This window comes from Bosea sp. 685, from assembly GCF_031884435.1.
In the GTDB taxonomy this organism is placed as follows: Bacteria; Pseudomonadota; Alphaproteobacteria; order Rhizobiales; family Beijerinckiaceae; genus Allobosea.
Genome location: NZ_CP134779.1, coordinates 4269201 through 4292974 on the forward strand (window position 1 = coordinate 4269201; position 23774 = coordinate 4292974).

Annotated in this window: 19 protein-coding genes; 4 read left to right on the forward strand and 15 right to left on the reverse strand. The window is 67.5% G+C overall.

Going from position 1 to position 23774, the window contains the following annotated elements:
• Positions 1–35: 35 nt before the first annotated feature.
• The 7 genes from RMR04_RS21140 to RMR04_RS21170 form a co-directional block, all read right to left on the reverse strand.
• Complete coding sequence (locus RMR04_RS21140) at positions 36–881, reverse strand: DUF1003 domain-containing protein (protein WP_311910345.1); 846 nt, start codon at positions 879–881, stop codon at positions 36–38.
• Between the two features lie 15 nt (positions 882–896).
• A complete protein-coding gene (locus tag RMR04_RS21145) occupies positions 897–1517 on the reverse strand; it encodes an urease subunit gamma (protein ID WP_083269318.1) in 621 nt (206 codons plus the stop codon).
• A complete protein-coding gene (locus RMR04_RS21150; RefSeq protein ID WP_311910347.1) occupies positions 1514–1855 on the reverse strand; it encodes a hypothetical protein in 342 nt (113 codons plus the stop codon). Before RMR04_RS21150 ends, RMR04_RS21145 begins: the two co-directional genes overlap by 4 nt.
• 10 nt (positions 1856–1865) lie before the next feature.
• Positions 1866–2717, reverse strand: coding sequence for an urease accessory protein UreD (locus RMR04_RS21155; RefSeq protein WP_311910348.1), 852 nt, complete (start codon positions 2715–2717; stop codon positions 1866–1868).
• 119 nt (positions 2718–2836) lie between these two features.
• On the reverse strand, positions 2837–3514 hold the full coding sequence (locus tag RMR04_RS21160) for a dienelactone hydrolase family protein (protein WP_410492142.1): 678 nt from the start codon (positions 3512–3514) through the stop codon (positions 2837–2839).
• 138 nt (positions 3515–3652) lie between these two features.
• Positions 3653–4561: a PfkB family carbohydrate kinase gene (locus RMR04_RS21165; RefSeq protein WP_311910350.1), complete on the reverse strand. Its 909-nt coding sequence runs from the start codon at positions 4559–4561 to the stop codon at positions 3653–3655.
• Positions 4562–4574: 13 nt separating this feature from the next.
• Positions 4575–5024 carry a VOC family protein gene (locus tag RMR04_RS21170; protein ID WP_311910351.1) on the reverse strand — a complete coding sequence of 150 codons (450 nt, stop codon included), beginning with the start codon at positions 5022–5024 and terminating at the stop codon, positions 4575–4577.
• A gap of 193 nt (positions 5025–5217) precedes the next feature.
• Here RMR04_RS21170 and RMR04_RS21175 point away from each other — a divergent pair, with 193 nt between their 5' ends.
• The 3 genes from RMR04_RS21175 to RMR04_RS21185 all read left to right on the forward strand — a co-directional run bounded on the left by RMR04_RS21175 (position 5218) and on the right by RMR04_RS21185 (position 12337).
• A complete protein-coding gene (locus RMR04_RS21175; RefSeq protein ID WP_311910352.1) occupies positions 5218–6675 on the forward strand; it encodes a cation-efflux pump in 1458 nt (485 codons plus the stop codon).
• A 206-nt stretch (positions 6676–6881) separates the two neighbouring features.
• Positions 6882–9527 (forward strand): aminopeptidase N, encoded by a 2646-nt coding sequence (gene pepN / locus RMR04_RS21180; RefSeq protein WP_311910353.1) that lies wholly within the window; start codon positions 6882–6884, stop codon positions 9525–9527.
• A gap of 539 nt (positions 9528–10066) precedes the next feature.
• Positions 10067–12337, forward strand: coding sequence for a PAS domain-containing sensor histidine kinase (locus tag RMR04_RS21185; RefSeq protein ID WP_311910354.1), 2271 nt, complete (start codon positions 10067–10069; stop codon positions 12335–12337).
• A 4-nt stretch (positions 12338–12341) separates the two neighbouring features.
• Here the strand turns inward: RMR04_RS21185 and RMR04_RS21190 are convergent, their stop codons facing one another.
• The 4 genes from RMR04_RS21190 to RMR04_RS21205 all read right to left on the reverse strand — a co-directional run bounded on the left by RMR04_RS21190 (position 12342) and on the right by RMR04_RS21205 (position 18907).
• Entirely contained in the window at positions 12342–15296 is a 2955-nt protein-coding gene (locus RMR04_RS21190) for a bifunctional [glutamine synthetase] adenylyltransferase/[glutamine synthetase]-adenylyl-L-tyrosine phosphorylase (RefSeq protein ID WP_311910355.1), read from the reverse strand.
• Between the two features lie 18 nt (positions 15297–15314).
• Positions 15315–16799, reverse strand: a complete 1485-nt coding sequence (locus RMR04_RS21195) for a HAMP domain-containing sensor histidine kinase (protein WP_311915900.1) — start codon at positions 16797–16799, stop codon at positions 15315–15317.
• 58 nt (positions 16800–16857) lie between these two features.
• Complete coding sequence (locus tag RMR04_RS21200; protein ID WP_069690458.1) at positions 16858–17541, reverse strand: response regulator transcription factor; 684 nt, start codon at positions 17539–17541, stop codon at positions 16858–16860.
• Between the two features lie 124 nt (positions 17542–17665).
• Entirely contained in the window at positions 17666–18907 is a 1242-nt protein-coding gene (locus RMR04_RS21205; RefSeq protein WP_410492143.1) for a trypsin-like peptidase domain-containing protein, read from the reverse strand.
• A gap of 142 nt (positions 18908–19049) precedes the next feature.
• On the opposite strand from RMR04_RS21205, the gene RMR04_RS21210 reads away from it, so the two are divergent.
• Complete coding sequence (locus RMR04_RS21210) at positions 19050–19568, forward strand: hypothetical protein (protein WP_311910357.1); 519 nt, start codon at positions 19050–19052, stop codon at positions 19566–19568.
• A 6-nt stretch (positions 19569–19574) separates the two neighbouring features.
• On the opposite strand, the gene RMR04_RS21215 is transcribed toward RMR04_RS21210, so the two are convergent.
• From RMR04_RS21215 to ccmI, 4 genes are read right to left on the reverse strand one after another with little or no spacing between them, the layout of a single operon-like run.
• Positions 19575–20042, reverse strand: a complete 468-nt coding sequence (locus RMR04_RS21215; protein WP_311910358.1) for a cytochrome c-type biogenesis protein — start codon at positions 20040–20042, stop codon at positions 19575–19577.
• Between the two features lie 5 nt (positions 20043–20047).
• A complete protein-coding gene (locus tag RMR04_RS21220; protein WP_311910359.1) occupies positions 20048–22045 on the reverse strand; it encodes a heme lyase CcmF/NrfE family subunit in 1998 nt (665 codons plus the stop codon).
• Between the two features lie 7 nt (positions 22046–22052).
• The gene (gene ccmE, locus RMR04_RS21225; RefSeq protein ID WP_311910360.1) at positions 22053–22619 is read right to left on the reverse strand and encodes a cytochrome c maturation protein CcmE; all 567 of its coding nucleotides are present in this window, start codon (positions 22617–22619) and stop codon (positions 22053–22055) included.
• On the reverse strand, positions 22616–23734 hold the full coding sequence (ccmI, locus tag RMR04_RS21230; protein WP_311910361.1) for a c-type cytochrome biogenesis protein CcmI: 1119 nt from the start codon (positions 23732–23734) through the stop codon (positions 22616–22618). The genes ccmE and ccmI overlap by 4 nt, the downstream gene beginning before the upstream one ends.
• Between the last annotated feature and the right edge of the window lie 40 nt (positions 23735–23774).

The window sequence follows — 23774 nt, forward strand, 5'->3', positions numbered from 1 at the left end:
GGATCCCTGTTTTCTCAAAAACCTGCCAGCAAGACTCAGGCCGGTTCGGGCGTGGCCGGAGGCGCTGACGAGCCCTCCACTTTCGGCTTCGGTTTCTTCTTCGCCTTCCTGACCACCACCTTCGGCCGTTTCGGCTTTATCGCCTGCTGATCCTGCAGCAATTCGAGCTGGACCTGCTGGATCTCGGCCAGGCGCTGCCATTGCCGCGTGATCAGGTGGTCCATCTTCTCGTGGAGATGGCGGATTTCGAGTTCGGCCTTGAGGTTGACCTGGTAGTCGTTGGAGGAACGTAAGCGGTCTTTCTCCTCCTGCCGCTTCTGGCTCATCATGATGATCGGCGCCTGGATCGCGGCAATGCAGGACAGCACGAGATTGAGCAGGATGAAGGGATAGGGATCGAAGGCCTTGCCCTCGCCGATGATCGCATTGATCGCCATCCAGACGACCAGGACCAGGCCGAAGCTGATCAGGAAGGACCAGGAGCCACCGAACTTGGCGAGACCGTCGGAGAGGCGCTCGCCCAGCGTGCGATGCTCTTCGAAATCATCCTCGATGTTCTCGGCGATCGTCTCCTGCCGCGCGATGCTCTCGGCGACCTCGCGGTCGAGATCGGAATATTCGCCGTGCTCCTCGCGCAGGATCTCCTCGACATAGCGCGTGCGATAGCGCGCCAGCTCCTTGATGCTGATCAGGCTGTGGTCTTCGAGCTCGGGAAAATCGCGCCTGATATGCTCGGCCAGCGTCGGCCGCAGGCTGTCGAGGACGACGAGGTTCTTGCGCGCCATCTCGACGCCGGTGAGCGCGCAGACGCCCTTTTTCTTGCTGAGCTGCGCCACCGCCTCGGCAGGCGGCAGCTCGGCCTCGTTCAGCGCATCATTCATTACCAACTGGTCCGTTCAAAGCTTGCCCATCACATCCTGGCGGAAACCATAGACCTCGCGCTTGCCGGCGAGCGCAACCAATCTCACCTCGCGGGTCTGGCCGGGCTCGAAGCGCACCGCCGTGCCGGCCGGGATGTCGAGCCGGAAACCGCGCGCCTTGTCGCGCTCGAAGCGCAGCGCCGGGTTGGCCTCGTAGAAGTGATAATGCGAGCCGATCTGGATCGGCCTGTCGCCTGAATTGGCGACAGTCAGCGTCAGGCTCTCGCGACCCTCATTCATGATCAGGTCGCCCGGCAGCGTCGTGACCTCGCCGGGCTTGAGCCTGCCGGCCGAGCCGCGGATCGGCTCATGCACGGTGACGAGCTTGGTACCGTCGGGAAAGGTCGCCTCGACCTGGACGTCGTGGATCAGCTCAGCGATGCCGTCCATGACCTGGTCGGCCGTGATGACATGGGCGCCGGCCTCCATCAGATCGGCGACCGATCTGCCGTCGCGCGCACCTTCGACGACGTAGTCGGTGATGAGCGCGACGGCTTCGGGATAGTTCAGCTTGACGCCGCGCTCGAGCCTTCGCCGCGCCACCATGGCAGCCATGGCGACGAGCAGCTTGTCCTTTTCGCGCGGCGTCAGATTCATGCCTTCACCTTTTCGTCTTCATGCTCGGAGGTCTCATCTTCGGCGACCTCCTCGTCGTCTTCTTCGTCTTCGTCGCCGTCTTCCTCGGACTCGTCGTCCTCGTCCTCATCGCCGTCAAGCTCGGCATATTCATAGGCGAAGACGATCTCGCCGGTGGCGGGGTCGAAGCTGCTGGAGGTCGATTCGTCAAAGGCTTCGATCAGCATCTCCGCATCATCGGGGCCGTCGACGTCGAAGCGGCGCACTGCCTCCTCGCCCTCGCCGCTCAGGGCAAGCTCGACCGCCCACCCGCGCGCGCCGGTGTCATAGATGCATTTCAGACCGTGGATCGCCAGCATGATGCTCTCCTCAAATTGACCAGGTGCGCGGCAGCGCACGGCCGGTCAAATGCCCGAGCAGCGTGACGAGGACGCGACGGAGCGCCTGCGCATCCGGGGAGAGCAGACGGACCACCAGCAAATCGGAGACGATGCCGGCGCCCGCCTCGACATCGGGAAGGGCGTCCGCGAGCAGCCCGCGCACGTCATCGAGCCCCAGGAGATGCTCGGGCCCCACTGCGACCAGCGTGGCGGAGGCGCGCGCACCGGCGGCTATCGCAGGGCGCGCCAGGCTCGCCGCCACAGCCCCTTCGAGCCGCAGATCATCCGCGAAGACCAGCTTGCCCTCGCGCCGGATGCGCCAGCGATCGCGCAACGAGCCACGCAGCATCGCCTCGCCCATGGCGCTGCGGCCAAAGAAGACGGACTCGCAGGCGACCAGCCTGGCATCCGCCGCGAGATCGATCGTCAGGTTGCGCGCGAGCCTGGCGCCCGAGAACAGGATGCTTTCCTGCGGCAGCCAGGCCAGGCTCGCGCCCGCCTTGAGCGTGAGAGCCGTCTCGATGCGGGTCTCAGTGCCTTGGCTGCGATAGATCTTCTCGGCGGCCTGGCTGGTGATGACCGCGTCGCTGCCGGCTTCCAGCACGGCTGCGACCCGCATCGCGTCGCCGCCGGCCATGCCGCCGCCGGTATTGATCAGCACGGCCTCGCAGCTTGCATCGAAGGTCGTGGGAAAACGGGCGCGGTAGCCGCCCGATTCCGCCAGCTCGAGACGATGCGTCCGCTCGCCTACCCGGCCGAAGCGCAATCGCACGCCACCATCGGCCCGCACATAGGCTGGCAGGAGCGGATCACCGGCTACTGGCACGGGCGGCGCGAACATGGGAAACCTTGCAACGAGCGAACGCCGCCAATCTTCCGTGCGGCTCTTGTCCGGGCAAGGGCTTGCGCGAGCGGGTCTGCCTAAATTTCAGGCAATATCTCGTCATGAACCGCCGACAGTCAGGGGCGTTGCGCCAGCCGTCGCTGCAGGAAATCCGCCGCGCTCTGATGCGCGGCCCTGGCCTGGCTCGTTCCCGGGCGGAGAAAGAAATCATGCCCGGCGCCTTCATAGACATCGAGGCTTGCCTTTCCCCCCAGCCCCCGCGCCATCCGCTCCAGATCGCGCCCCAAGGACAGCGGGAAAACCCGGTCGGCGCTCCCCCAGATCAGCTGCAAGGGCGGAAGCGCACGAACCTGCCTGGAGTAACCCTCGGGAAACCCGCCATCGACCAGGACCAGGGCTGCGACATCGACATTGTCGGCGGCGCTTGCGGCCGCCACATTAGCGCCCAGCGATATGCCGAGCAGGCCGATCGTCCCGGCATGGCGAGGCTGGGTTTTCAGAAAGGCGGCAGCGGCGCGCGCGGAGCCGATCCAATCCGGAAGACGCTGCGCGTAATATCGCTTCCGCGCCGCAGCGCCATTAGTTCCGGCAATTACCCGCACATCCTCCCGCGACAGGACATGCAGGAGAAAAACGTCGAGGCCGGCCGCGTTGAACGCCTGCGCCATCTCGCCATAAGCGGGCGAGCCGAAGCCTTTGCTGCCGCTCAGGACGACGATAGCGGAGTGCGGCCCCTGCCCTTGGTGTTCAAAGGCTTCCATCGCTACGGGCCCGGTCGGGGTGGGCACATTCATTTCTCGGCGGGAGACCTCCGTCGCCGAGGCCGCGGCCAGCCCAAGCCAGAGCCATGCAAAGGCAGCCAACGCTTTCAGGACAATTGACAATCAAGGGCTCCGTGCCGGCGAACGCTAACTGAAAACCGAGGCTCTTCGTCAGCCCGCCTGCGCCAGAAAGCGCTCGACCTCCTCGCGCCGCGGCGCGCCGGCGCGGCCGCCGAAACGCGTGCATTTGATCGCGGCGGTCGCCGAGGCGAAACGGATCGCCGCGCGCTCGTCCTGCCCCTCCGCCAGCGCCAGGGCGAAGGCGCCATGCCAGACATCGCCTGCGCCCAGCGTATCGACCGCCGCGACGGGAAAGGCGGGGATATGCGCGATCTCGCCATTCTCGACGAAGAGCACGCCGTCCTTGCCGAGCGTCACTGCAAGCCAGGTCTTGGCAAACCAGGTCTCGGCATCGCGAGAGATCTTGGCGAGGCCGAGGCGCGGATCCTCCTCCTCAGACAACTCCCGCAGCGCCTGCGCGCTGAAGGCGACATGGCTCGCGGTCGCGACGAGATCGGGATGGGGCGGCTTGCGGTCGGCGTCGAGCACGCCGGGGAGGCCGGCCTTGCGCGCCAGGGCCAGGGCGGCAAGCGCACCCTCGCCCCAGCGCGTATCGGCCAGCACCGCGCCCGCCCCGTCCGGCAGGCTCCCGGGCAGCCAATCCGTCGTCACCGGCATGGCGGGATCGGAATAGGAGATCACCATGCGCTCGCCTTCGGCATCGACCAGGATGGCGGAGACCGGCGAGCGCAGGCCGGGCGCGCGCAGGGAGAAGCCGGTATCGACGCCCTCGCCTCTGAGCTCGGCGACGATCTGGTCCCCGGTCAGGTCGTCGGCGAGCCGCGTCGCCAGCCATGAACGGCCGCCGAGCCGCGCGATCGCGACCGAGGCGTTGCCGGCGCAGCCGCCGCCGACCACGGCGAGATCGCGCGAGCGATATTTTTCGCCGCGCGTCGGCATGGTCTCGACGCTGTAGACATAATCGAGCGTGGCGATGCCGAGGGAGAAGACGCCGGTCATGCCGCCGTTTGGCCTACCAGACCCCGGTATTCGGCATGCTCGTCCAGGGCTCGGCCGGCGCCTTCGGATCGCCCTTCTGCAGGATCTCGATCGAGATGTTGTCGGGCGAGCGGATGAAGGCCATGTTGCCGTCGCGCGGCGGGCGGTTGATCGTGACGCCGGCCTTCATCAGCTTGTCGCAGGTGGCGTAGATATCGTCGACCTCATAAGCGAGGTGACCGAAATTGCGGCCGCCGGTATAGACCTCCGGGTCCCAGTTATAAGTCAGTTCCAGCGTCGGGCGGCCACGGCTGCCCTGCTCCCTGACGGTCTCGACCTCGTCGGGCGCGGCCAGGAAGACCAGCGTGAAGCGACCTTTTTCGCTCTCGATGCGGCGGGTCTCGACGAGCCCAAACTTGGTCACGTAGAAATCGAGCGCGGCGTCGAGATCGGTGACGCGGACCATGGTGTGGAGATAGCGCATCGTGGACTGCCTCTTGTTTCGATCATGGCGGGTTTTCAAGGATGGGCGGGTTGATCTCGATCCCGGATCGGGCCAAACCCTGCGCCTTCCTAGAGCATGACGCCGAAGAGTGGGAACTGGTTTTCGGACCAAGTCCTGCTTTGACCCCAAATCCTGCTCTGACCCTAGATAACGGCCCGATACGGGATTTGCCATGACGAGAACGGACGACGCAGACGAGCGGCCGGCGCCGACCGCCCTGCAGATCAGCGCGATCAAGCGCCGCGCGGCGATGCTGTCCGTGATGGCGACCATCCTGCTCACGGCCGCCAAGGTCGTGGCGGCAATGATCTCGGGCTCGCTGGCCCTGCTGACCGACGCCCTCCAGGGCATCGTCGATATCGGCTCGACCCTGTTCACCTGGTTCGCCGTCCATGCCGCCGACAAGCCGGCGGATGAGGAGCACCATTACGGCCATGGCAAGCTCGAGGCGCTGGCCGCACTGGTCGAAACCGCGATCCTGTTCACGCTCGCCGGCGCGATCCTCTGGGAGGCGGGCTCGCGACTCTGGCTCGGCATCGCCGAATATGTCGCGGTCACGCCCGTGGTCATCGGCGTGATGCTGCTCTCGATGACGGTCGATGCGCTGCGCTGGCGCTCGCTCGCCCGCGTCGCCAAGGAGACCGGCAGCGAGGCGCTGGCCGGCGAGGCGACGCATTTCTCGACCGATTTCGTCGGCTCCGCGCTGGTGCTCGCCGGGCTCATCGGCGTCTGGGCCGGCGCGCCGCGCGCCGACACGATCGCCGCCTTCGCGATCGCGGCCTTCACCGCCTTTTCCGCCTTCAGGCTTGCCAGGCGAACCATCAACACCTTGATGGATGCGGCGCCGGAGGGCGTCAGCGAGCGCTTGAACAAGATCGCGGCTGCCGTGCCCGGCATCGTGGCGATCGACTGGATCAGGGTCCGCCCGGCCGGCGGGCGTACCTATGGCGAGATCGGCATCCGTGTTTCGCGCACCTTGCCGCTCGACCGGGTCGTGGCGATCAAGCAGGCGCTGCTCGACGCCGTGGAGAAGGAAGAGCCCGGCGCCGAGATCACCATCGCCGCCAACCCGATCCAGGTCGATGACGAGACGGCGCTGGAAAAGGTGCTGCTGATCGCGCTCAAGCTCAAAATCCCGGTGCATCACGTCACTGTCCACACCATCGGCGGGCGGCTCTCGGTGAGCCTCGACATGGAGGTCGACGCCAAATTGCCGCTGGGCGAAGCCCATGACATCGCGACCCGGCTGGAGGTGGCGATCCGGGAAGAATTCGGCGGCGAGACCGAGGTCGAGACCCATATCGAACCGATGGAGACCGGCGCGCCGGCCGGCCACAACGCCGCCTGGGAAACGGTCGAGGACATCGGCAAGGCCCTGGCGGGCGAAGCCTCCAAGCTCGCCGGGCCGATCCACGACATTCACAGCGTCCGCGTGCGCCAGACCGAGAATGGGCTGGTGGTGAACTACCATTGCCGCGTCGACCCCGCGCTCGATGTCGCCGCCGTCCATGCCGCCGTCGATGCGATCGAGCGCGCGGTCCGGATCGCCCGCCCGCAGGTCTGCCGGCTGGTCAGCCATGCGGAGCCGGCGCGCATGGCCACCGCGCCCGATCCGCTGCCCGGGTTGTGATCGCCGTTCACAGCTGATGCATTCCAGGTCCACGTCGCGGTGAGAGGTTGCAGCCGCCAAACGCTGTCGCTTCCGAACAGCGTGGCATGACGAGGGACATCATTACTCATGGCCGATGCTCCAGGCCTGCGGCGCGCGCGGACTTTCGAGCGGAGGAGGCTCGGGCTACACACAAGGCTCGAGAGTCGCTTCTGTCAGGTCAGTCCATGCGCGCCGAAGACACCCCCTTGATCCGCCTCGAGGACTACCGCCCATCCGACTGGCTGATCGACACGGTCGACCTCGACATCAGCCTCGCTCCGCAGCAGACCCGCGTGCGCGCCTTGCTCGGCCTGCGGCCCAACCCGGCGGGCCAGCCGGGTGCGCCCTTGATCCTCGATGGCGACGAGTTGGTGTTGAGCGCAATCAAGCTGGACGGCGCGCCGCTCGATGCGAGCGCCTTCACTGCGGGCCCGCAATCGCTGACCGTTCATGCGCCGCCCCGGCGCGGCTTCACCCTGACGATCGAAACGGTGCTCGACCCCTCAGCCAACACCAAGCTGATGGGCCTCTACCGCTCGTCCAAGGTCTATTGCACGCAATGCGAGGCGGACGGCTTCCGCCGCATCACCTATTTCCTCGACCGGCCCGATGTGATGTCTGTCTATACGGTCAGGCTGGAAGCGGCGAAGACCGAGGCGCCGGTGCTGCTCTCCAACGGCAACCGCGTCGCGACGGGCGAAGTGCCCGGCAGCGACCGGCATTTCGCCGTCTGGCACGACCCCCACCCCAAGCCCGCCTATCTCTTCGCCCTGGTTGGCGGCGCCCTCGACCATGTTCGCGAAGGCTACGTCACCGCGGATGGCCAGCAGGTCGAGCTTGCGGTCTATGTCGAGCCCGGTAAGGCCGGGCGCGCCGGCTGGGCGCTGGATTCGCTGGTGCGCTGCATGCGCTGGGACGAGCGCGTCTTCGGCCGCAATTACGATCTCGACGTGTTCAACGTCGTCGCCGTCTCGGATTTCAACATGGGCGCGATGGAGAACAAGGGCCTCAACATCTTCAACGACAAATATGTGCTGGCCGACCCGCAAACCGCAACCGATGGCGACTATGCCTCGATCGAGGCGATCATCGCGCATGAGTATTTCCACAACTGGACCGGCAACCGCATCACCTGCCGCGACTGGTTCCAGCTCTGCCTGAAGGAGGGCCTCACCGTCTTCCGCGATCAGGAGTTCTCCGCCGACGAGCGCTCGCGCCCGGTGAAGCGCATCAGTGATGTGCGCACGCTGCGCGCAACGCAGTTCTCCGAGGATGCAGGCCCGCTTGCCCACCCAGTCAGGCCCCGCGCCTACAAGGAAATCAACAACTTCTACACGCCGACGGTCTATGAGAAGGGCGCGGAGGTGATCCGCATGCTCAAGGTCCTGATCGGTGCGGACGCCTTCAAGCGCGGCATGGACCTCTATTTTGAGCGCTGCGATGGCACGGCGGCGACGATCGAGGAGTTCCTGGCCTGCTTCGCCGAGACCTCGGGCAAGGACCTTTCCCATTTCGCGCGCTGGTACGAGCAGGCCGGCACGCCCACCATCGTCGCCTCGGGCCGCTATGACGCGCGGGCGAAGAGCTACACGCTCGACCTCGCCCAGACGACGCCGCCGACGCCGGGCCAGACGACGAAGCAGCCGGTGGTGCTGCCGGTCGCGCTCGGGCTCGTCGGCAAGGGCGGCGACCTGCCCCTGACGACCGGATCGAGCGCCTATGCCGGGGACGGGCTGATCGTGCTCGACCAGCCCTCGCTTTCGGTGGTCTTCAGCGATGTCGTGGAAGCGCCGATCCCCTCGCTGCTGCGCGGCTTCTCGGCGCCGGTGCGGCTCGAGCTCGATCTCTCCGATGCGGACCTGCTTCGCCTGTTCTCGGCCGACAGCGATTCCTTCAACCGCTGGCAGGCGCTGCAGAGCGTGGCGACGCGGGCGCTGGTCGCCGGCGGCCGAAAGCAGATCGGTCTCGTGGAAGTGCAGACGCGGTCAGCACCAATCGCGGCCGCGCTCGAGGCGTTCCTGTCTGGGCAGGCGGTGGCCGACCCCGCCTTCGCGGCTCAGGTGCTGCGCCTGCCTTCCGGCGGCGATGTCGCCCGCGAGATCGGACAGGATGTCGATCCGGACGCGATTCACGCTGCGCACCGTACCCTGGCGACGGAGCTAGGCTTTGCGCTGACGCCGCAGCTTCTCAAGCTCCTGACCAAATTCGACGCCTCCGCTCGGTATTCACCCGATGCCGCGTCAGCCGGTCGGAGGGCCTTACGCAACGAAGCACTGATGCTGCTCGCGGTCGCCGACATTCAGTCCGGGCCAGCTCTTGCCGAGGATCAGTTCGACATGGCCAATAATCTAACAGACCGCCTGGCCGCGCTTTCAGCAATCACCCTAACAACAGGCGAGGCACGCGAAGAGCTGATCGAGCGCTTCGCCACACTCTATGCCGACGAGCCGCTGGTGCTCGACAAATGGCTGATGGCGCAGGCTCTGATCGCCGAACCGGGCACGCTCGACCGCGTCAAGCGGTTGATGCAGCACAAGGCCTTCTCGCTTAGCAATCCCAACCGCGTGCGCGCCCTGATCGGCGGTTTCGCGGCGAACCTGACCCAGTTCAACCGGGCCGACGGCGCGGGCTACGCATTCGTCGCCGACATGGTCATCGCGCTCGACCGGACCAACCCCCAGGTCGCCTCGCGCCTGCTCGGCTCGTTCAAGAGCTGGAGGATGCTCGAACCCATCCGCAAGGATCTCGCTCAGGCGTCCCTGGCGATGGTCGCGCGGATGCCTGGATTGTCGCGAGACGTCGCCGATATCGCCGAGCGCGCGCTCGCCTAAAGCGTTTTCGAGCGAAGTGGACGCCGGTTCGCGTGAAGAAAACGCGTCAAACCAAAAGCCGAGAACAGGATGCGAAAAAGCGGGAACCGGTTTCTCGCATCCTGTTCTGAGCGGCGTCGGGGCCGTTTCGAAACTCCGCGAGCCCTCATCCTGAGGAGCGGGCGCAGCCCGCGTCTCGAAGGATGCTCCAGGAGGTTCCGGAACCATCTGGAGCATCCTTCGAGACGCCGCTACTCGGCTCCTCAGGATGAGGGCTCACATGTCCAAACCGGCACCGAGGGGCCGCCCAGACGGGTACCGAGGGCGCGCCTGTCCGAAACGTTAACGTTTCATTACCCGTACAGGATTCATTGATTCGATCGATACAACCTTAAGGCGAATTCTGACGCTCCGATTCAACTCAAGGCTAGACAAACCGGCTCGCGCGGATTCAACTCAAAGTGATTCGAGGGGATGCGGCACGTCTCCCGATCTTGCTGACGGTACGGATTATCCGAAGGGGGACGGGCATGACGCGTGCCAACGCGAGCTGCGCATCTATGCGCGCAGACACGATTCTGGGGGTCGCCAGATCGCTGACGCATCCGCTCTATCGACGCTTCGAGAGCCTCGAACCGATCTTTCGTAAAGTCTTGCCGGCGCTCGTCGCCGTGTTCATGCTCATCCTGGGCGCCGGGGCCCTGGTTCAAACCTCGGCCATGCGAGATGACGCCCTGCTCGATGCTGCTGGCGACATCGATCTCGTCTCGGCGCTGATCGTGCGAGAACTTGAGGTCGCCGTCCAGACCGGCGCCTCCCCCTCCTCTCTTCTTGCAACGCTGGCCTCCAAGCACCTCGCCCCCCATGGCCGCATCGTCCATGTCAGCGCAGCCGATGGGCAGGTCATCGCCAGCGAGCCCGTCATCGGCCAGACCCAGCGCACGCTGGTCGACTTCCTCGGCCAGACCCAGCCCCTGACCGTGTTCGGCGACCGCGCCGGCGTGATGCGCATCACCTTGCCGGGCGCGACCGAGGTGTTCGCGACCGTCCGCAATCTTCCTGCCCCGCTCGGCCAGGTCGCGGTGATGCAGCCCGTCTCCCGGGCGCTTTCGACCTGGCAGCAGCGCCGCAGCGCGCTCCTGGCGCTGATCGGCTCGGCCGCGCTCGTGCTCACCGCCATCACCCTCGCCTTCATCTTGCAATCGCGGCGGGCCTCGGCCGCCGACGAGGATTGCGACCGCGTGCGCCAGCGCATCGACTCAGCCCTGAACCGCGGCCATTGCGGCCTGTGGGACTGGGATCTGGCGCGTGGCCGGATCTACTGGTCAGATTCGATGTACGCCATGCTCGGCTATGACCGCTCCGGCGACTACATGTCCTTCGGCGAGGTCAGCGCCTTCATCCATCCCGACGATGTCGATCTCTACGCGCTCGCCGATGCGATCAGCCGTGGCGAGGCCGAGCATCTCGACCAGGAGTTTCGCGTCCGCGGCGCCACCGGCGAATGGGTCTGGCTCAAGGCCCGCGCCGAGCTCGTGATCGACCGCCGGACCCATTCGCAGCATCTCGTCGGCATCGCCGTCGACATCTCCGAGCAGCGCAACATGGCCGAGCGCACGGCGACCGCCGACGCCCGCCTCCGCGACGCCGTCGAGGCGATCTCCGAAGCCTTCGTGCTCTGGGATGGCGATAACCGCCTCGTCCTGTGCAACGCAAAGTATCAGCAGCTCCACCAGCTCCCCGCGGAATTGCTCCAGGTCGGCATCGGCCATGATCAATTGATGGCGCTGAGCGCCCAGCCCAATATCGACCGCGAGCCGGTGCGCACGATGCGCGGCACGGTCGGCGCCTCGTCCTATGAGGCGCGCCTGTCTGACGGCCGCTGGCTGCAGATCAACGGCCGCCGCACCAAGGATGGCGGCTCGGTCTCGGTCGGCACCGACATCACCAAGCTGAAGCAGCAGGAGGAGCGCCTGACCCAGTCGGAGCACCAGCTCCTGATGCATGTCACCGACCTCAAGGCCTCGCGCCAGAAGCTGGAAGCGCAGGCGCAGCAGCTCGCCGACATGGCCGAGCGCTATCTGGAGCAGAAGGCCGCGGCCGAGAGCGCCAACCGGGCCAAGTCGGAATTCCTGGCCAATATGAGCCATGAACTGCGCACGCCGCTCAACGCCATCATCGGCTTCTCCGAGATCATGGAGAACGGCCTGTTCGGCAGCCTCGGCTGCGACCGCTATCTCGACTATGTCCGCGATATCCGCTCCAGCGGCGGCTATCTGCTCGGCGTCATCAACGACGTCCTCGACATGGCCCGCATCGAGGCCGGCCGGATGCGGCTCGAAAAATCCGACGTCGCGGTGGGCCTGGTCATCGACGAAGCCGTCCTCAAGGCGCGCGCCGAAATCGACCGCAAGCACCTCGCGCTGCGCATCGAGGGGCCGCGCGACCTGCGCCTGGAGGCCGATCCGCACGCGCTCTACCAGATCCTCGGCAATCTCATCGACAACGCGGTCAAGTTCACGCCCGAAGGTGGGCAGGTCGCGGTGCGGCTGCGCCAGGTGCCGGGTGCGCTCAACATCTATATCGAGGACACCGGCATCGGCATCCCCAAGGAGAAGATCGACCGTATCGGGCGGCCCTTCGAGCAGGTCGAGGGCGACCTCACCCGCAGCTATCAGGGCTCGGGGCTCGGCCTCGCCATCGCCCGTTCACTGGCCGAACTGCATGGCGGCTCGCTGCGCCTGCGCTCATCGATCGGCGCCGGCACCATCGTGATGGTGCACCTGCCGGTGGATGGCGGCGCCGGGCGCATCACCGCCCAGGCTGCCTGAACACTCACCCGGCGCGGGCTGCGCCAAGCAGCTTCTGGAACAGGGCGCGGACGCCGGCGCGCATCTCGTCCAGCTCCGCCCGCAGCACCTTGGCGTCCGGCCGGCCTACAGCCGTCGCGATCCGCTTGAGCACGCGCGGCGGCACGGCAGCGGGATCGAACGCATCCTCGACGGTGAAGCGCTGCCAGAGCTGAACATCGCCGATCAGCCTGTGCGCCTCGATCAGGAACGCCGCATCGGCCGCCGATAGCAACCCAACCTCCCGCGTCGCGGCAAAAACGGCGGCGGTATCGGGCGCGACCAGGCCAGGGTGGCGCGCGGCATGGGCCAGCACCAGGAACTGCGCCAGGAAATCCAGATCGGTCAGGCCCCCAGCCACGAGCTTCAGATCCCTGGGGTCGCTCTCGCCCTTCTCCTTGGCGATCAGGGCGCGCATCTCCAGCACCGCAGTTGCGACCTTCGCCGGCTTGCGCTCGCGCCGCAGGATCTGCCCGATCGCAGCCTGCGCCCGGCGCGCCAGCCCGGCATCGCCGGCGACGACGCGGGCGCGCGTCAGCGCCATCTCCTCCCAGATCTCGGCCTCGCCCGTGTGATAGGCCTCGAAACCGGAGAACTGGGTCGCAACCGGGCTCTTATTGCCCGTCGGCCGCAGCCGCATATCGACCTGGTAGAGCCCGCCGCGCCGCGTCGGCACCGTCAGCGCCGCCACCAGCCGCTGGGTGAAGCGGACATGCCAGGTGACGGGGTCGAGGCTTTTGGCGCCGTCGCTGGGGCCTGCGTCCTCCGGCCGGTCATAGAGCAGGATCAGGTCGAGATCGGAGGATGGTGTGAGTTCGCCCGCGCCGAGCCGGCCCAGCCCCAGCACCACAGTCTCCGCGCCCGCAATGACGCCGTGATCGGCGGCGAAGGCGGCCCGGGTATCGTCGAAAGCGACGCGCAGGCAGCCTTCGGCCACGGCGCAATAGGCCTGGCCCGCCTGCTGGGCCCGGTAGACGCCCGAAATCAGGCGCGCACCCACCAGGAAATTCTCCTGCCGCGCCGCATCGCGCAAGCGGTCGAGCCCATCCTCGACGCTGGGCGGCGGATTGCCGACGACGGCCCTGATGCGACCGGTCAAGGCATCGGTGTCGAGATTGGCCGAGGTGAAGGCCGGGTCGATGATGCCGTCGAGGACATGGGGATAGAGCGCCGCGACCTTGGCGAGCCTGGGCGCGCTGCCGAGGATGTCGGCGAAGATCGTCAGCAGCGAGGCATGCGAGCGCAGCAGCGTCAGCAATTCGACCGCAGCCGGCATGCGCACGAAGGCGTTGTCGAGATGGGCGAGCGCGCCGTCGGGGTCGACGGTGCGGCCGAGCGCCACCAGGAGCGCCGGCGTGAGCTCGGTCAGGACCTCGCGGGCACGGGCGCTGGTCACGGCGGCGCGGCGGCCGAAATGCCAGCCGCGCACCGTCTCGGCGGCGGTGCCGGGGTCGCGGAAGCCGAGCTTGCGCAAGGTCGCCAAGGTGTCCGGGTCGAGCTCGGTACCGGTGAAGCTCAGCGTGCCCGCTTCGCTGGCCAGGCTCGGCCCCTCCTCGAAGAGCAGCGCGTAATGCCCCTCGACGCGCCTGGCATGCGCCGTCAGCGCCTTGCCGAAGGCCGCAGTCGAGGGATAGCCGCAGAAGCGCGCGAAGGCCTCCAGATCGCCCTTTGCCTTGGGCAGGGTCTGCGTCTGCTCGTCATGGCGCATCTGCAGGCGATGTTCGATCACGCGCAGATAGCGATAGGATTCGGCCAGCTCGTCGCGCGCCTTGGGCGTGATCCAGCCTTCATGCGTCAGTTCGCCGAGCATCTCCAGCGTGCGCGGGCCGCGCAGCGCCGGGCGCCGGCCGCCGAAGACGAGCTGCTGCGTCTGCACGAAGAACTCGATCTCGCGGATGCCGCCGCGCCCGAGCTTCACATTATGGCCCTCGACGGCGATCGTCTCATGGCCCTTCACCGTCTGGATCTGGCGCTTCATCGCATGGATGTCGGCGATCGCGGCGAAGTCGAAATATTTGCGCCAGATGAAGGGGGCGAGATCGGCGAGGAAGCGCTTGCCCAACGCGAGGTCGCCTGCGACCGGCCGCGCCTTGATCATAGCGGCGCGTTCCCAGTTCTGGCCGACGGTCTCGTAATAGGAATAGGCTGATGGCAGCGCGACCGCGACATGGGTCGAGGCCGGGTCCGGCCGCAGGCGCAGATCGACGCGGAAGACATAGCCGTCGGGCGTGCGCTCCTGGATGATGCGGGCGATGGTTTGCGTCAGCTTGACGAAGAAGCTCGACGGCTCGGTGACGCCTGCAGCCTCGGCCGCCTCGGGGTCGAAGAAGACGACGATGTCGATGTCGGAGGAGTAGTTCAGCTCGCCCGCGCCATGCTTGCCGAGCGCGAGCACGACGAGGCCGCAGCCCGCGCCGGGATCAGCCGGATCGCTCAAGCGGATGCGGCCGAGATCGGCCGCCTGCCGCAAAACATGCTCGGTCGCGAGATGCACGGCAGCATCGGCCATCGCCGTCAGCGCCGCGGTGACCGTCTCGACATCCCAGACGCCGCCGATATCGGCGAGCGCGATCAAGAGCGCCATCGCCTGCCGGAAACGGCGTAGCGCCCGCATGAGTTCAGCCGTCTCGACGCCCGACGCGGCGATGGCTGCGATCTCGGCGAGCAAGGCATCGCGGCGCGCTTCCGGCGCTGTCGTCAGCGCCGAGACGAGACCTGCGGGATCAAGCCGCATGATTTGCGTCAGGAAGGGCGAATGCGCCAGGATGCCGGCGACGAGATCGACTGATGCCGGATTGTTGGCGAAATGCTGCGTCAGGGCCTCAGTGGCGGCATCGTCGCGCAGGCGCTCGATCAGCTCGCGCGTCAGCAACGCCTCGCGGCGGGCTTTGGCCGGCAGCACGGGCGCGGCCTTCAGTCGATCGCAAAGCCGCCCGTCCATCGTCTCAGTCCCGCTAGATTACGCGGATTGCAAGCCAGCAGGGTTCGGCTGCGCTGTCGAGGCCGGGAGCACGCCGCCCTCGCGCATGTCCACAGGCTTCGGCTGCGCTTGGGGCAGGGAGATCACCACGCGCAGGCCAGGCGCGTTGTCCTCCAGCCTGAGCTGGCCGCCATGCAGCCTGACGACGCCAGCCGCCAGCGACAGGCCGAGCCCGAAGCCCGGCTTGCTGCGGCTCTGGTCGAGCCTGACGAAGCGCTCCAGCACGCGGCCGCGATCGGCCTCCGGGACGCCCGGCCCGTGATCGGCGACGACGAGCTCGATCTCGGAGCCGACAGGAGCTGCCGAGACGACGACCGTCGCCGCCCCCGCGCCCGCGCCCGCCTCGACCGGCTGGCCGTATTTCAGCGCGTTGTCGATCAGATTGGCGAGCGCCTGGCCGAGCAATTCGCGATTGCCCGAGACATGCAGCTCCGGCGCAACCTCGGTGACCAGCGACACCCCCGCCTCCTCGGCCAGCGGCTCGTAGAGCTCCACCATGCCGGAGACGATCTCGGAGAGGTCGAGCACATCCATGCTGTCTTGGATGCGGCCGGTCTCGAGCCGCGCGATCATCAAGAGCGCGTTGAAGACGCGGATCAGGTTGTCGGCCTCGTCGATCGAGCCATCGAGCGCGGCGCGCAATTCGTCGGGGGATTTCGCCGTGCGCAGCGCCTCCTCGGCGCGGTTGCGCAGCCGGGTCAAGGGCGTTTTCAGGTCATGGGCGATGTTGTCTGAGACCTGCTGCATGCCGGCCATCAATTCACCGATGCGGTCGAGCATGGCGTTGAGGTTCAGCGCCAGACGGTCGAGCTCGTCGCCCGTGCCCGAGATCGACAATCGGCCCTTCAGGTCACCGGCCATGATCGACTGGGCCGTGTCGGTCATGCCGTCGACGCGCTTCAGCACACGGCGCGCCACGAACCAGCTCGCAAAGCAGCCGAGCACGAAGACCAACAGCAGCGACCAGCCAGCCGCGCGCCTGATCACGACGCCGAGACGCTCGCGCTCCTCGACATCGCGCCCGACCAGCAGCCTGAAACCCGCCGGCAGCACGAAGACGCGCACGATCGCACGGCTCGGCGTATCGACCGCGTCGGCGGAGCGCGCATATTCGATCTCGCTTTCGCCCGGACGATCGAGCGCACCGGGCGGCACGGCCTCGACATTGCCGGCGAGACGATCGCCCACCGGCGTGGTGACGAGATAGAGCGAAGCGCCGGGCCCGCGCGAGCGCCGCTCGATGATGTTGACGAGCCGCCTGATGCCGCCCTGGCGCTGCTGCTCGGCGAGTCCCTGGATCTCGGCGTCGATGGTCGAGCGGATCTGGTCGTCGAGCAGGCGCTTGGCGTTCCAGGCGACATAGCCCAGCACGAAGCCGGCGAAGAGCGCGAAGATGACGAGATAGACCGCCGTCAGCTTGAAGGCGGTGGTGCGGAACAGGTTTGGCAAAAGATGCGTGGTCATGGGATGCGTGGTCGTCTTGCGCGGAACGCTCTGCGCAGCCGCGTCCTGCCCGGCCGGATCAGCGCGCCGTGTCACGGACCATGTATCCCGCGCCGCGAATGGTGTGGATCATCGGGTGCTCGAAGCCCTTGTCGACCTTGGCGCGCAGGCGGCTGACATGCACGTCGATGACATTGGTCTGGGGGTCGAAATGATAGTCCCAGACATTCTCCAGCAGCATGGTGCGCGTCACCACCTGCCCGGCATGCTTCATCAGATATTCGAGCAGGCGGAATTCGCGCGGCTGCAGCGGAATTTCCTCCTCGCCGCGCGCGACGCGATGGGCGAGCCGGTCGAGCGCGAGATCGCCGACGCGATAGGTCGTGGGCTCGGAAGCCGGCGCGGCGCGGCGGCGCGACAGCACCTCGACCCGCGCGAGCAGTTCGGAAAAGGCATAGGGCTTGGGCAGGTAATCGTCGCCGCCGGCGCGCAGGCCCTTCACGCGGTCATCGACCTGCGCCAGCGCCGAGAGGATCAGCGCCGGCGTCACGTCGTTCTGCTCGCGCAGCGAGCGGATCAATGACAGCCCGTCGAGACGCGGCAGCATGCGGTCGACCACCAGCACGTCATAGCCGCCGCCCTCCGCCATGGCGTAGCCTTCGAGCCCGTCGGCGGCATGGTCGGCGACATGGCCGGCCTCGCGGAAGGCCTTGGTCAGATAGGCCGCTGCCTCGGCGTCATCTTCAACGATCAGGAGTCGCATGGGATAAGCCTATCCTACAAAACGTAAAAACGGCAGGCCGGACGATACGCATCCGGCCTGCCGCGGTGAAGGCTGGTCTCCCGGCGGGGGCGACAGGAACCGTGAGACTCGAGCCCGCCCCTTTTTAGGCCGCCGGCTGGCGGCCAACCTCGAAGCTGAGCTGACGCTCCTTGCCGTCACGCCAGACCGTGAGACTGGTCTTGGTGCCCGGCGCGAATTTGGCGATCCGGCGCGAGAGGTCGCGCGCATCCTTCACCTGCTCGCCATTGACAGCGATGATGGTGTCTCCGCGCTTGACGCCGGCCTTGGCGGCCGGGCCGTTCTGCTCGGCGCTCGCGACCAGGGCGCCATGCGCCTCCTTGAGGCCGATCGCGTCGGCGACTTCGCTCGTCACCGGCTGGATCTGCACGCCGATGAAGCCACGCGCGACCGAGCCGTCCTTCTTCAACGCATCGACGACCTGCTCGACGGTCGCGGAGGGAATGGCGAAGGCGATGCCGACGCTGCCGCCCGAGGGCGAGAAGATCGCAGTGTTGACGCCGACGACCTGACCCTGCTGGTTGAAGGTCGGGCCACCGGAATTGCCCTTGTTCACCGGCGCGTCGATCTGCAGGAAGTCGTCATAGGGGCCCGAGCCGATATCGCGTCCCTGGGCCGAGACGATGCCCGCGGTCACGGTGCCGCCGAGCCCGAAGGGGTTGCCGACCGCGAGCACCCAGTCGCCGATGCGCGGCTTTGCCGAGGCGAGCTGGACGTATTGGAAATTGCCGCCATCCTTGACCTTCAGCAGCGCGAGATCGGTGCGCGGATCGGTGCCGACGACCTTGGCATCGAGCGTCTTGCCGTCATCGGTGACGAGCTGGACCTCGACCGCGTTCTCGACGACGTGGTTGTTGGTCACGACATAGCCGTCCTGGCTGACGAAGAAGCCGGAGCCCTGGGCCATGCCTTGGCGCGGCTGCGGCCGGCCCTGACGCGGGCCATCCTGGCCGCCTTGGCCGTCCTGGCGGAAGAAGCGCCGCAGTCCGGGCGGCAGGTCGTCCAGGCTGCCCTGGCCGTCCTCATCGGCGGCGGCGACGGTCTGGGTCTTGACGCGGACGGAGACGACGGCGGGCTTCACCTTCTCGACGATGTCGGCGAAGGAGGGCAGCTGCGTCTGGACGCCCGAAAGCTGAATCGGCTGGGCGAAAGCCCTGTGATCGAGCTTCAGCGCGCCATCGGCGATACCGGCGGCAAGGCCGATGCCGAGCGTGGCGGCGCCGGCAATCAGGACGCCGCGCTTCAGAATGGATTTTGAGGTGGTGGTCGTCATGGCGAAACCCTCGGTCAAATCGGCAGGGCCTTCCCTGTCTGTGCCGACGACCATGACGGGCGCAGCCTTACCCGGATTTGGCGCGAAGATGACGATTTCGTAAGGTTGGGGCCGTCGCGCGCACCCGCACGCTTGACGGGCATTTACGCTGCGGAAACACTCCGTCCGCGAACCGGCCTTCGCGGGGGGATTGGTAATGAGCGTTCTCAGACATGCGGTCGCCGCCATGCTGCTGCTCGGCAGCGATGCGGCGCTGGCACAGACCGTCACCGCCTATCAATCCGGGCTGCGAATAGCCCAAGGCCGAGGCTACGCCAATGCCGGCTGCTACGCGCAGGTCTTCGCGAAACACGCTGTCGTCGTGGAGAGGGCCGATGGGCGGCGGAACTGGCATGCGGCCTCGACACCCGCCTATAACGCCGAGCAACGCAGCCGGTGCGGGATCGACCGGCTCGCCGACGTCTCGTCGCGCCGTGCCATGCGCGCGACGGCTATGCGGCCCGCCAGACCGGCGAGCTCTGCCTATGCCACCGGACTGCAGGTTGCCTCCGAGTACGGCCATGGCGGATCCCGGGCTGCGTGCTTTGCGCGGGTCTTTTCCACCTATGCATCGACAAGCCAGCGTCGCGACGGTCGCGTGTACTATATCGTGGAGGGCCGCTCGGTCCCCGTCTACGCGCTCGAGCTTCGAAGCAGTTGCGGCATCAGCCTCTGAGCCGGCCTACTCGCCGTCCCGCTTCATCAGCGCCGCGATGCGCGCCTGCTCGTCCGGCGACAATGGCGCTGCCGCCGCGCCCAGCGGCTTCATGCGCCGTCCGCTGCGCCAGATGAAGGCGAGGCCAAAGAGCAGGATCAGGAACGGCCCGGCCCAGAGCGCCACGGTGCGGATCGTGAAGGGCGGGCGCAGCAGCACGAAATCGCCATAGCGCGCAACGACGAAGTCCTGCACTGCGGCGTCGCTGTCGCCCGCGACCAGCCGCTCGCGCACCAGGATGCGCAGGTCGCGCGCCAAGGGCGCATCGGAATCGTCGATCGACTGGTTCTGGCAGACGAGGCAGCGCAAGCCGCCGGAAATCGCCCGGGCGCGGTGTTCGAGCGCAGCGTTCGGCAAAACCTCGTCAGGCTGGACGGCGCGGCCGGGAGCGGCCCAGCCCAGGCAGAGCGCAACGATGACAAGGGCGCGCAGCATCGGCCTCACTCCGCCGGTTGAGGCGTAGCGGGGACGGGCTTGGCGCGGGTTACCTTGGCGCGCTGCGGCGCCGCCAGCCGGAAGCGCCTGTCGGTCAGCGACAACGCGCCGCCGAAGGCCATCACGATCGCGCCGATCCAGATCAGCAGGATCAATGGCTTGTCGTAGAGCCGGACGGCGATGCCACCATCGCTCTCCATCTCGCCCACATTGACGTAGGCCTGGCTCAGGCCGTCGGTGCGGATGCCGGCCTCGGTCGTCGGCATGGCGCGGGCCGTATAGACGCGCTTCATTGCCTCGACCGGCTTGAGCGGCCTATCGCCCGAGAGGATGCGGAAACGCACCACATCCTCGCGGAAATTGGGGCCGGGGCGCGGGGTGATGCTTTCCAGCACCACGGTGTAGCGGCCGCTGGTCAGGCTTTCTCCCGGCTTCAGGATGCCGATCGCCTCCGTGCTCCAGGCGGCGGCGGCGATGCCGATCACGCTCAGACCGACGCCCGCATGGGCGAAGGCCGTGCCCCAGGCGGAGCGCGGCAGGCCCTTCGCCCGCGACAGAACGGCCCGCAGGCCACTGGCGCGCGCGACGATGCGCTCGCCGAGGTCGAAGATCGCGCCCGTGACCAGGAAGACGCCGAGCCCGATGCCGAGCGGCGCCAGGACCGGCCCGCCGCGCATATAGGCGAGCACGCCCACTGCCACGAGGATGCCGAGCCCGAAGGCGGCAGCCGTACGCTGCGCCGCGCCGAGCAGATTGCCGCGCTTCCAGGCAAGCGACTGGCCGAGCGGCAGGACCAGCAGCAGCGGCACCAGCAGCGGCACGAAGGTCGCGTTGAAGAAGGGCGGACCGACCGAGATCTTGTCCCCGGTCAGCATCTCCAGCACCAGCGGATAGAGCGTGCCGATGAAGACAGTGGCGCAGGAGGTCGCGATAAAGACATTGTTGACGACGAGCGCCCCCTCGCGGGAGACCGGCGCGAACAGGCCGCCCTGCCTGAGCAAGGGCGCGCGCCAGGCGAAGAGCGCCAGCGAGCCGCCGACGAAAAAGATCAGGATCGCGAGGATGAAGAGCCCGCGCGCCGGGTCGCTGGCGAAGGAATGCACCGAGGTCAGCACGCCGGAGCGGACGATGAAGGTACCCAGCAGCGAGAGCGAGAAGGTCAGGATCGCGAGCAGGATCGTCCAGACCTTGAGCGCGTCGCGCTTCTCCATCACCACGGTGGAATGGATCAGCGCCGTGCCGGCGAGCCAGGGCATCAGCGAGGCGTTCTCGACCGGATCCCAGAACCACCAGCCGCCCCAGCCAAGCTCGTAATAGGCCCAATAGGAGCCCATCGCGATGCCCAGCGTCAGGAACACCCAGGCGAGCAGCGTCCAGGGCCGGACCGCGCGCGCCCAGACCGCGTCGATGCGCCCGTCGATCAGGGCCGCGACCGCGAAGGCATAGGTGATGGAGAAGCCGACATAGCCGACATAGAGCAGCGGCGGATGGATCGCGAGACCGAGATCCTGGAGGATCGGGTTGAGATCCTGGCCTTCACCCGGCACTGGGTCGAGCCGCCGGAAGGGGTTTGAGGTCAAAAGCGTGAAGGCGAGGAAGGCGACCGTGATCGTGCCTTGCGCGGCGAGCGTGCCGGCCCGCAGCCGCGCCGGCAGCGAGCGGCGCGACAGCGCCACCAGCGCCCCGAACAGCGTCAGGATCAAGACCCAGAGCAGCATCGAGCCTTCGTGATTGCCCCAGGCCGAGGTCAGTTTGTAGATCAGCGGCTGGGCCGAATGCGAGTTCGAAGCGACGTTCTCGACCGAGAAGTCGGACCGGACATAGGACGCGACCAGGGCCGCGAAAGACAACGCGACCAGCAGGAAGCAGGTGATCGCCGCGGCGGTGCCGACCGAGGCCAGCGCCCGGTCATGACGCGCCACGCCCCAAAGCGGCACCAGGGCCTGGACGACGGCGACGCCAAGCGCCAAGGCAAGCGCGAAATGGCCGATCTCGACGATCATGCGCGCCTCATTTGGTGACAGGGGATGGCGTGACGGGGGATGGGTTCGGGCCGGTCAGGCCGGGCTTGGTCATGCCCGGCTGCCAATGGCCCTGCTTCTTCAGCGTGTCGGCAACCTCGCGCGGCATATAGGTCTCGTCATGCTTGGCCAGGACCGAGTCAGCGCGGAAGCGGCCCGCGCCCTCGAAGACGCCCTCGGTGACGACGCCCTGCCCTTCGCGGAAGAGATCGGGCAAGAGCCCCTGATAGGTCACGTTGAGCGTGGTCTTGCTGTCGGTGACCGCGAAGACGACGCGCTGGCCCGGGCCACGCACGACCGAACCTGTCTCGACCAGCCCGCCGAGCCGCATGCGCGTGCCGGGCGCGAGCCCCTTCTCGACGATCTCGGTCGGTCCGTAGAAGAAGACGATGGTGTCGCGCATGGCGACGAGCACCAAACCGGCGGCGAGGCAGAGCACGACGCCGGCAGCGGCGATCAGGGCCAAGCGGCGCTGCTTACGGGTCCAGCGGCGCTTGGCGGCGACCGGACGTAACGGCGCGGCAGCGGGCTCGGCAGTGGGCTCGGCAGTGGTCATGGCGCCGGCTCCTTCAGCCCGAGTTCGCCCGCGAGCTGGTCGAGCTGCACGAGTGCGGCGCTGTCCTGCGACAGGCGCGAGCGCGCCATCGCGACAGCCTCGCGTGCGGCGGCCTTCTCGCCGAGCACGCTTTGCGAGCGGACCAATCTTTCCCATTCGGCCAATGTGCCGCCGCCCGCCTTCAGGCGCTCGGCCAGCCCCTCGACCATGCCGCGGATCGCGGCCTGCTGATCCGCCGCCGGCAGCCCGGCGATCGCGGCCCGCGCCGCGGCTCCGTCGAGCAGTTGGCTATCGAGCGCTTGCAGCCTCTGGCGCACGGCCGGGACCCAGACCGCGCCGGGCGGCGCATCCTTGAGCAGGCTTTCGAACGCGGCAACCGCGCCCCGGCTGTCGCCGTCCTGTTCCCTGGCGATGGCGAGAAAGTAGCGCGCGCGGGGATTGCCGGGCTCGCGCTTGAGCGCCTCGGCCAGGGTTTCGCGCGCTTCGGCCGTCACCACGCCGCCAGCGTCGAGGATCTGGGCCTCGCCGAGACCGGCGCGCATCTCCGCCCCATCCTCGCCATTGCGGATCGCGGCGGCAAAGGCGCGCGCCGCGTCATCGGGGCGGCCCTGCCGCAGATAGACCGGCGCGAGCACCGCCCATCCGCGCCCATCCGCCGGATTGGCCGCCAGATGCGCCTCGATGCGGGCCAGCGACACCGCGAAATCCTGCTGCGACGGATCGCTCTGCAACCGCGCCGACAAAGGCTGGTCGGGGCGCGTCGGCGAGCCATAGGCACCGTAGACCAGCAATGCGAGCAGCGGCACGCAGGACAAGGCCAGCGCCGAACTGGCGCGGCGGCGGCGCAGCGACGATTCCGTCTCGCCGGCCGGATCACCCTCCTCGTCGGCCGCGCGCAGGAGACGCCGCGCAGCCTCGACACGGGCGGCTTCAGCCTCGGCCAGGCCGATCAGCGCGCGGCCGAGATCGCGGTCGATCTCACCGAGTTGGGCGCGATAGAGGCTCGCGGCATCCGAGCCGTCGGCGAAAGCCGCGCCCTGGCCACGGCCGAGCGGCCAGAGCAGCGCGAAAACCGCCGCCCCCGTCATGACCGCGAAGATGATCCAGATCAGCATCAGGAACTCTTAGACAATCGCGGGCCGCGCTTCACGCGCG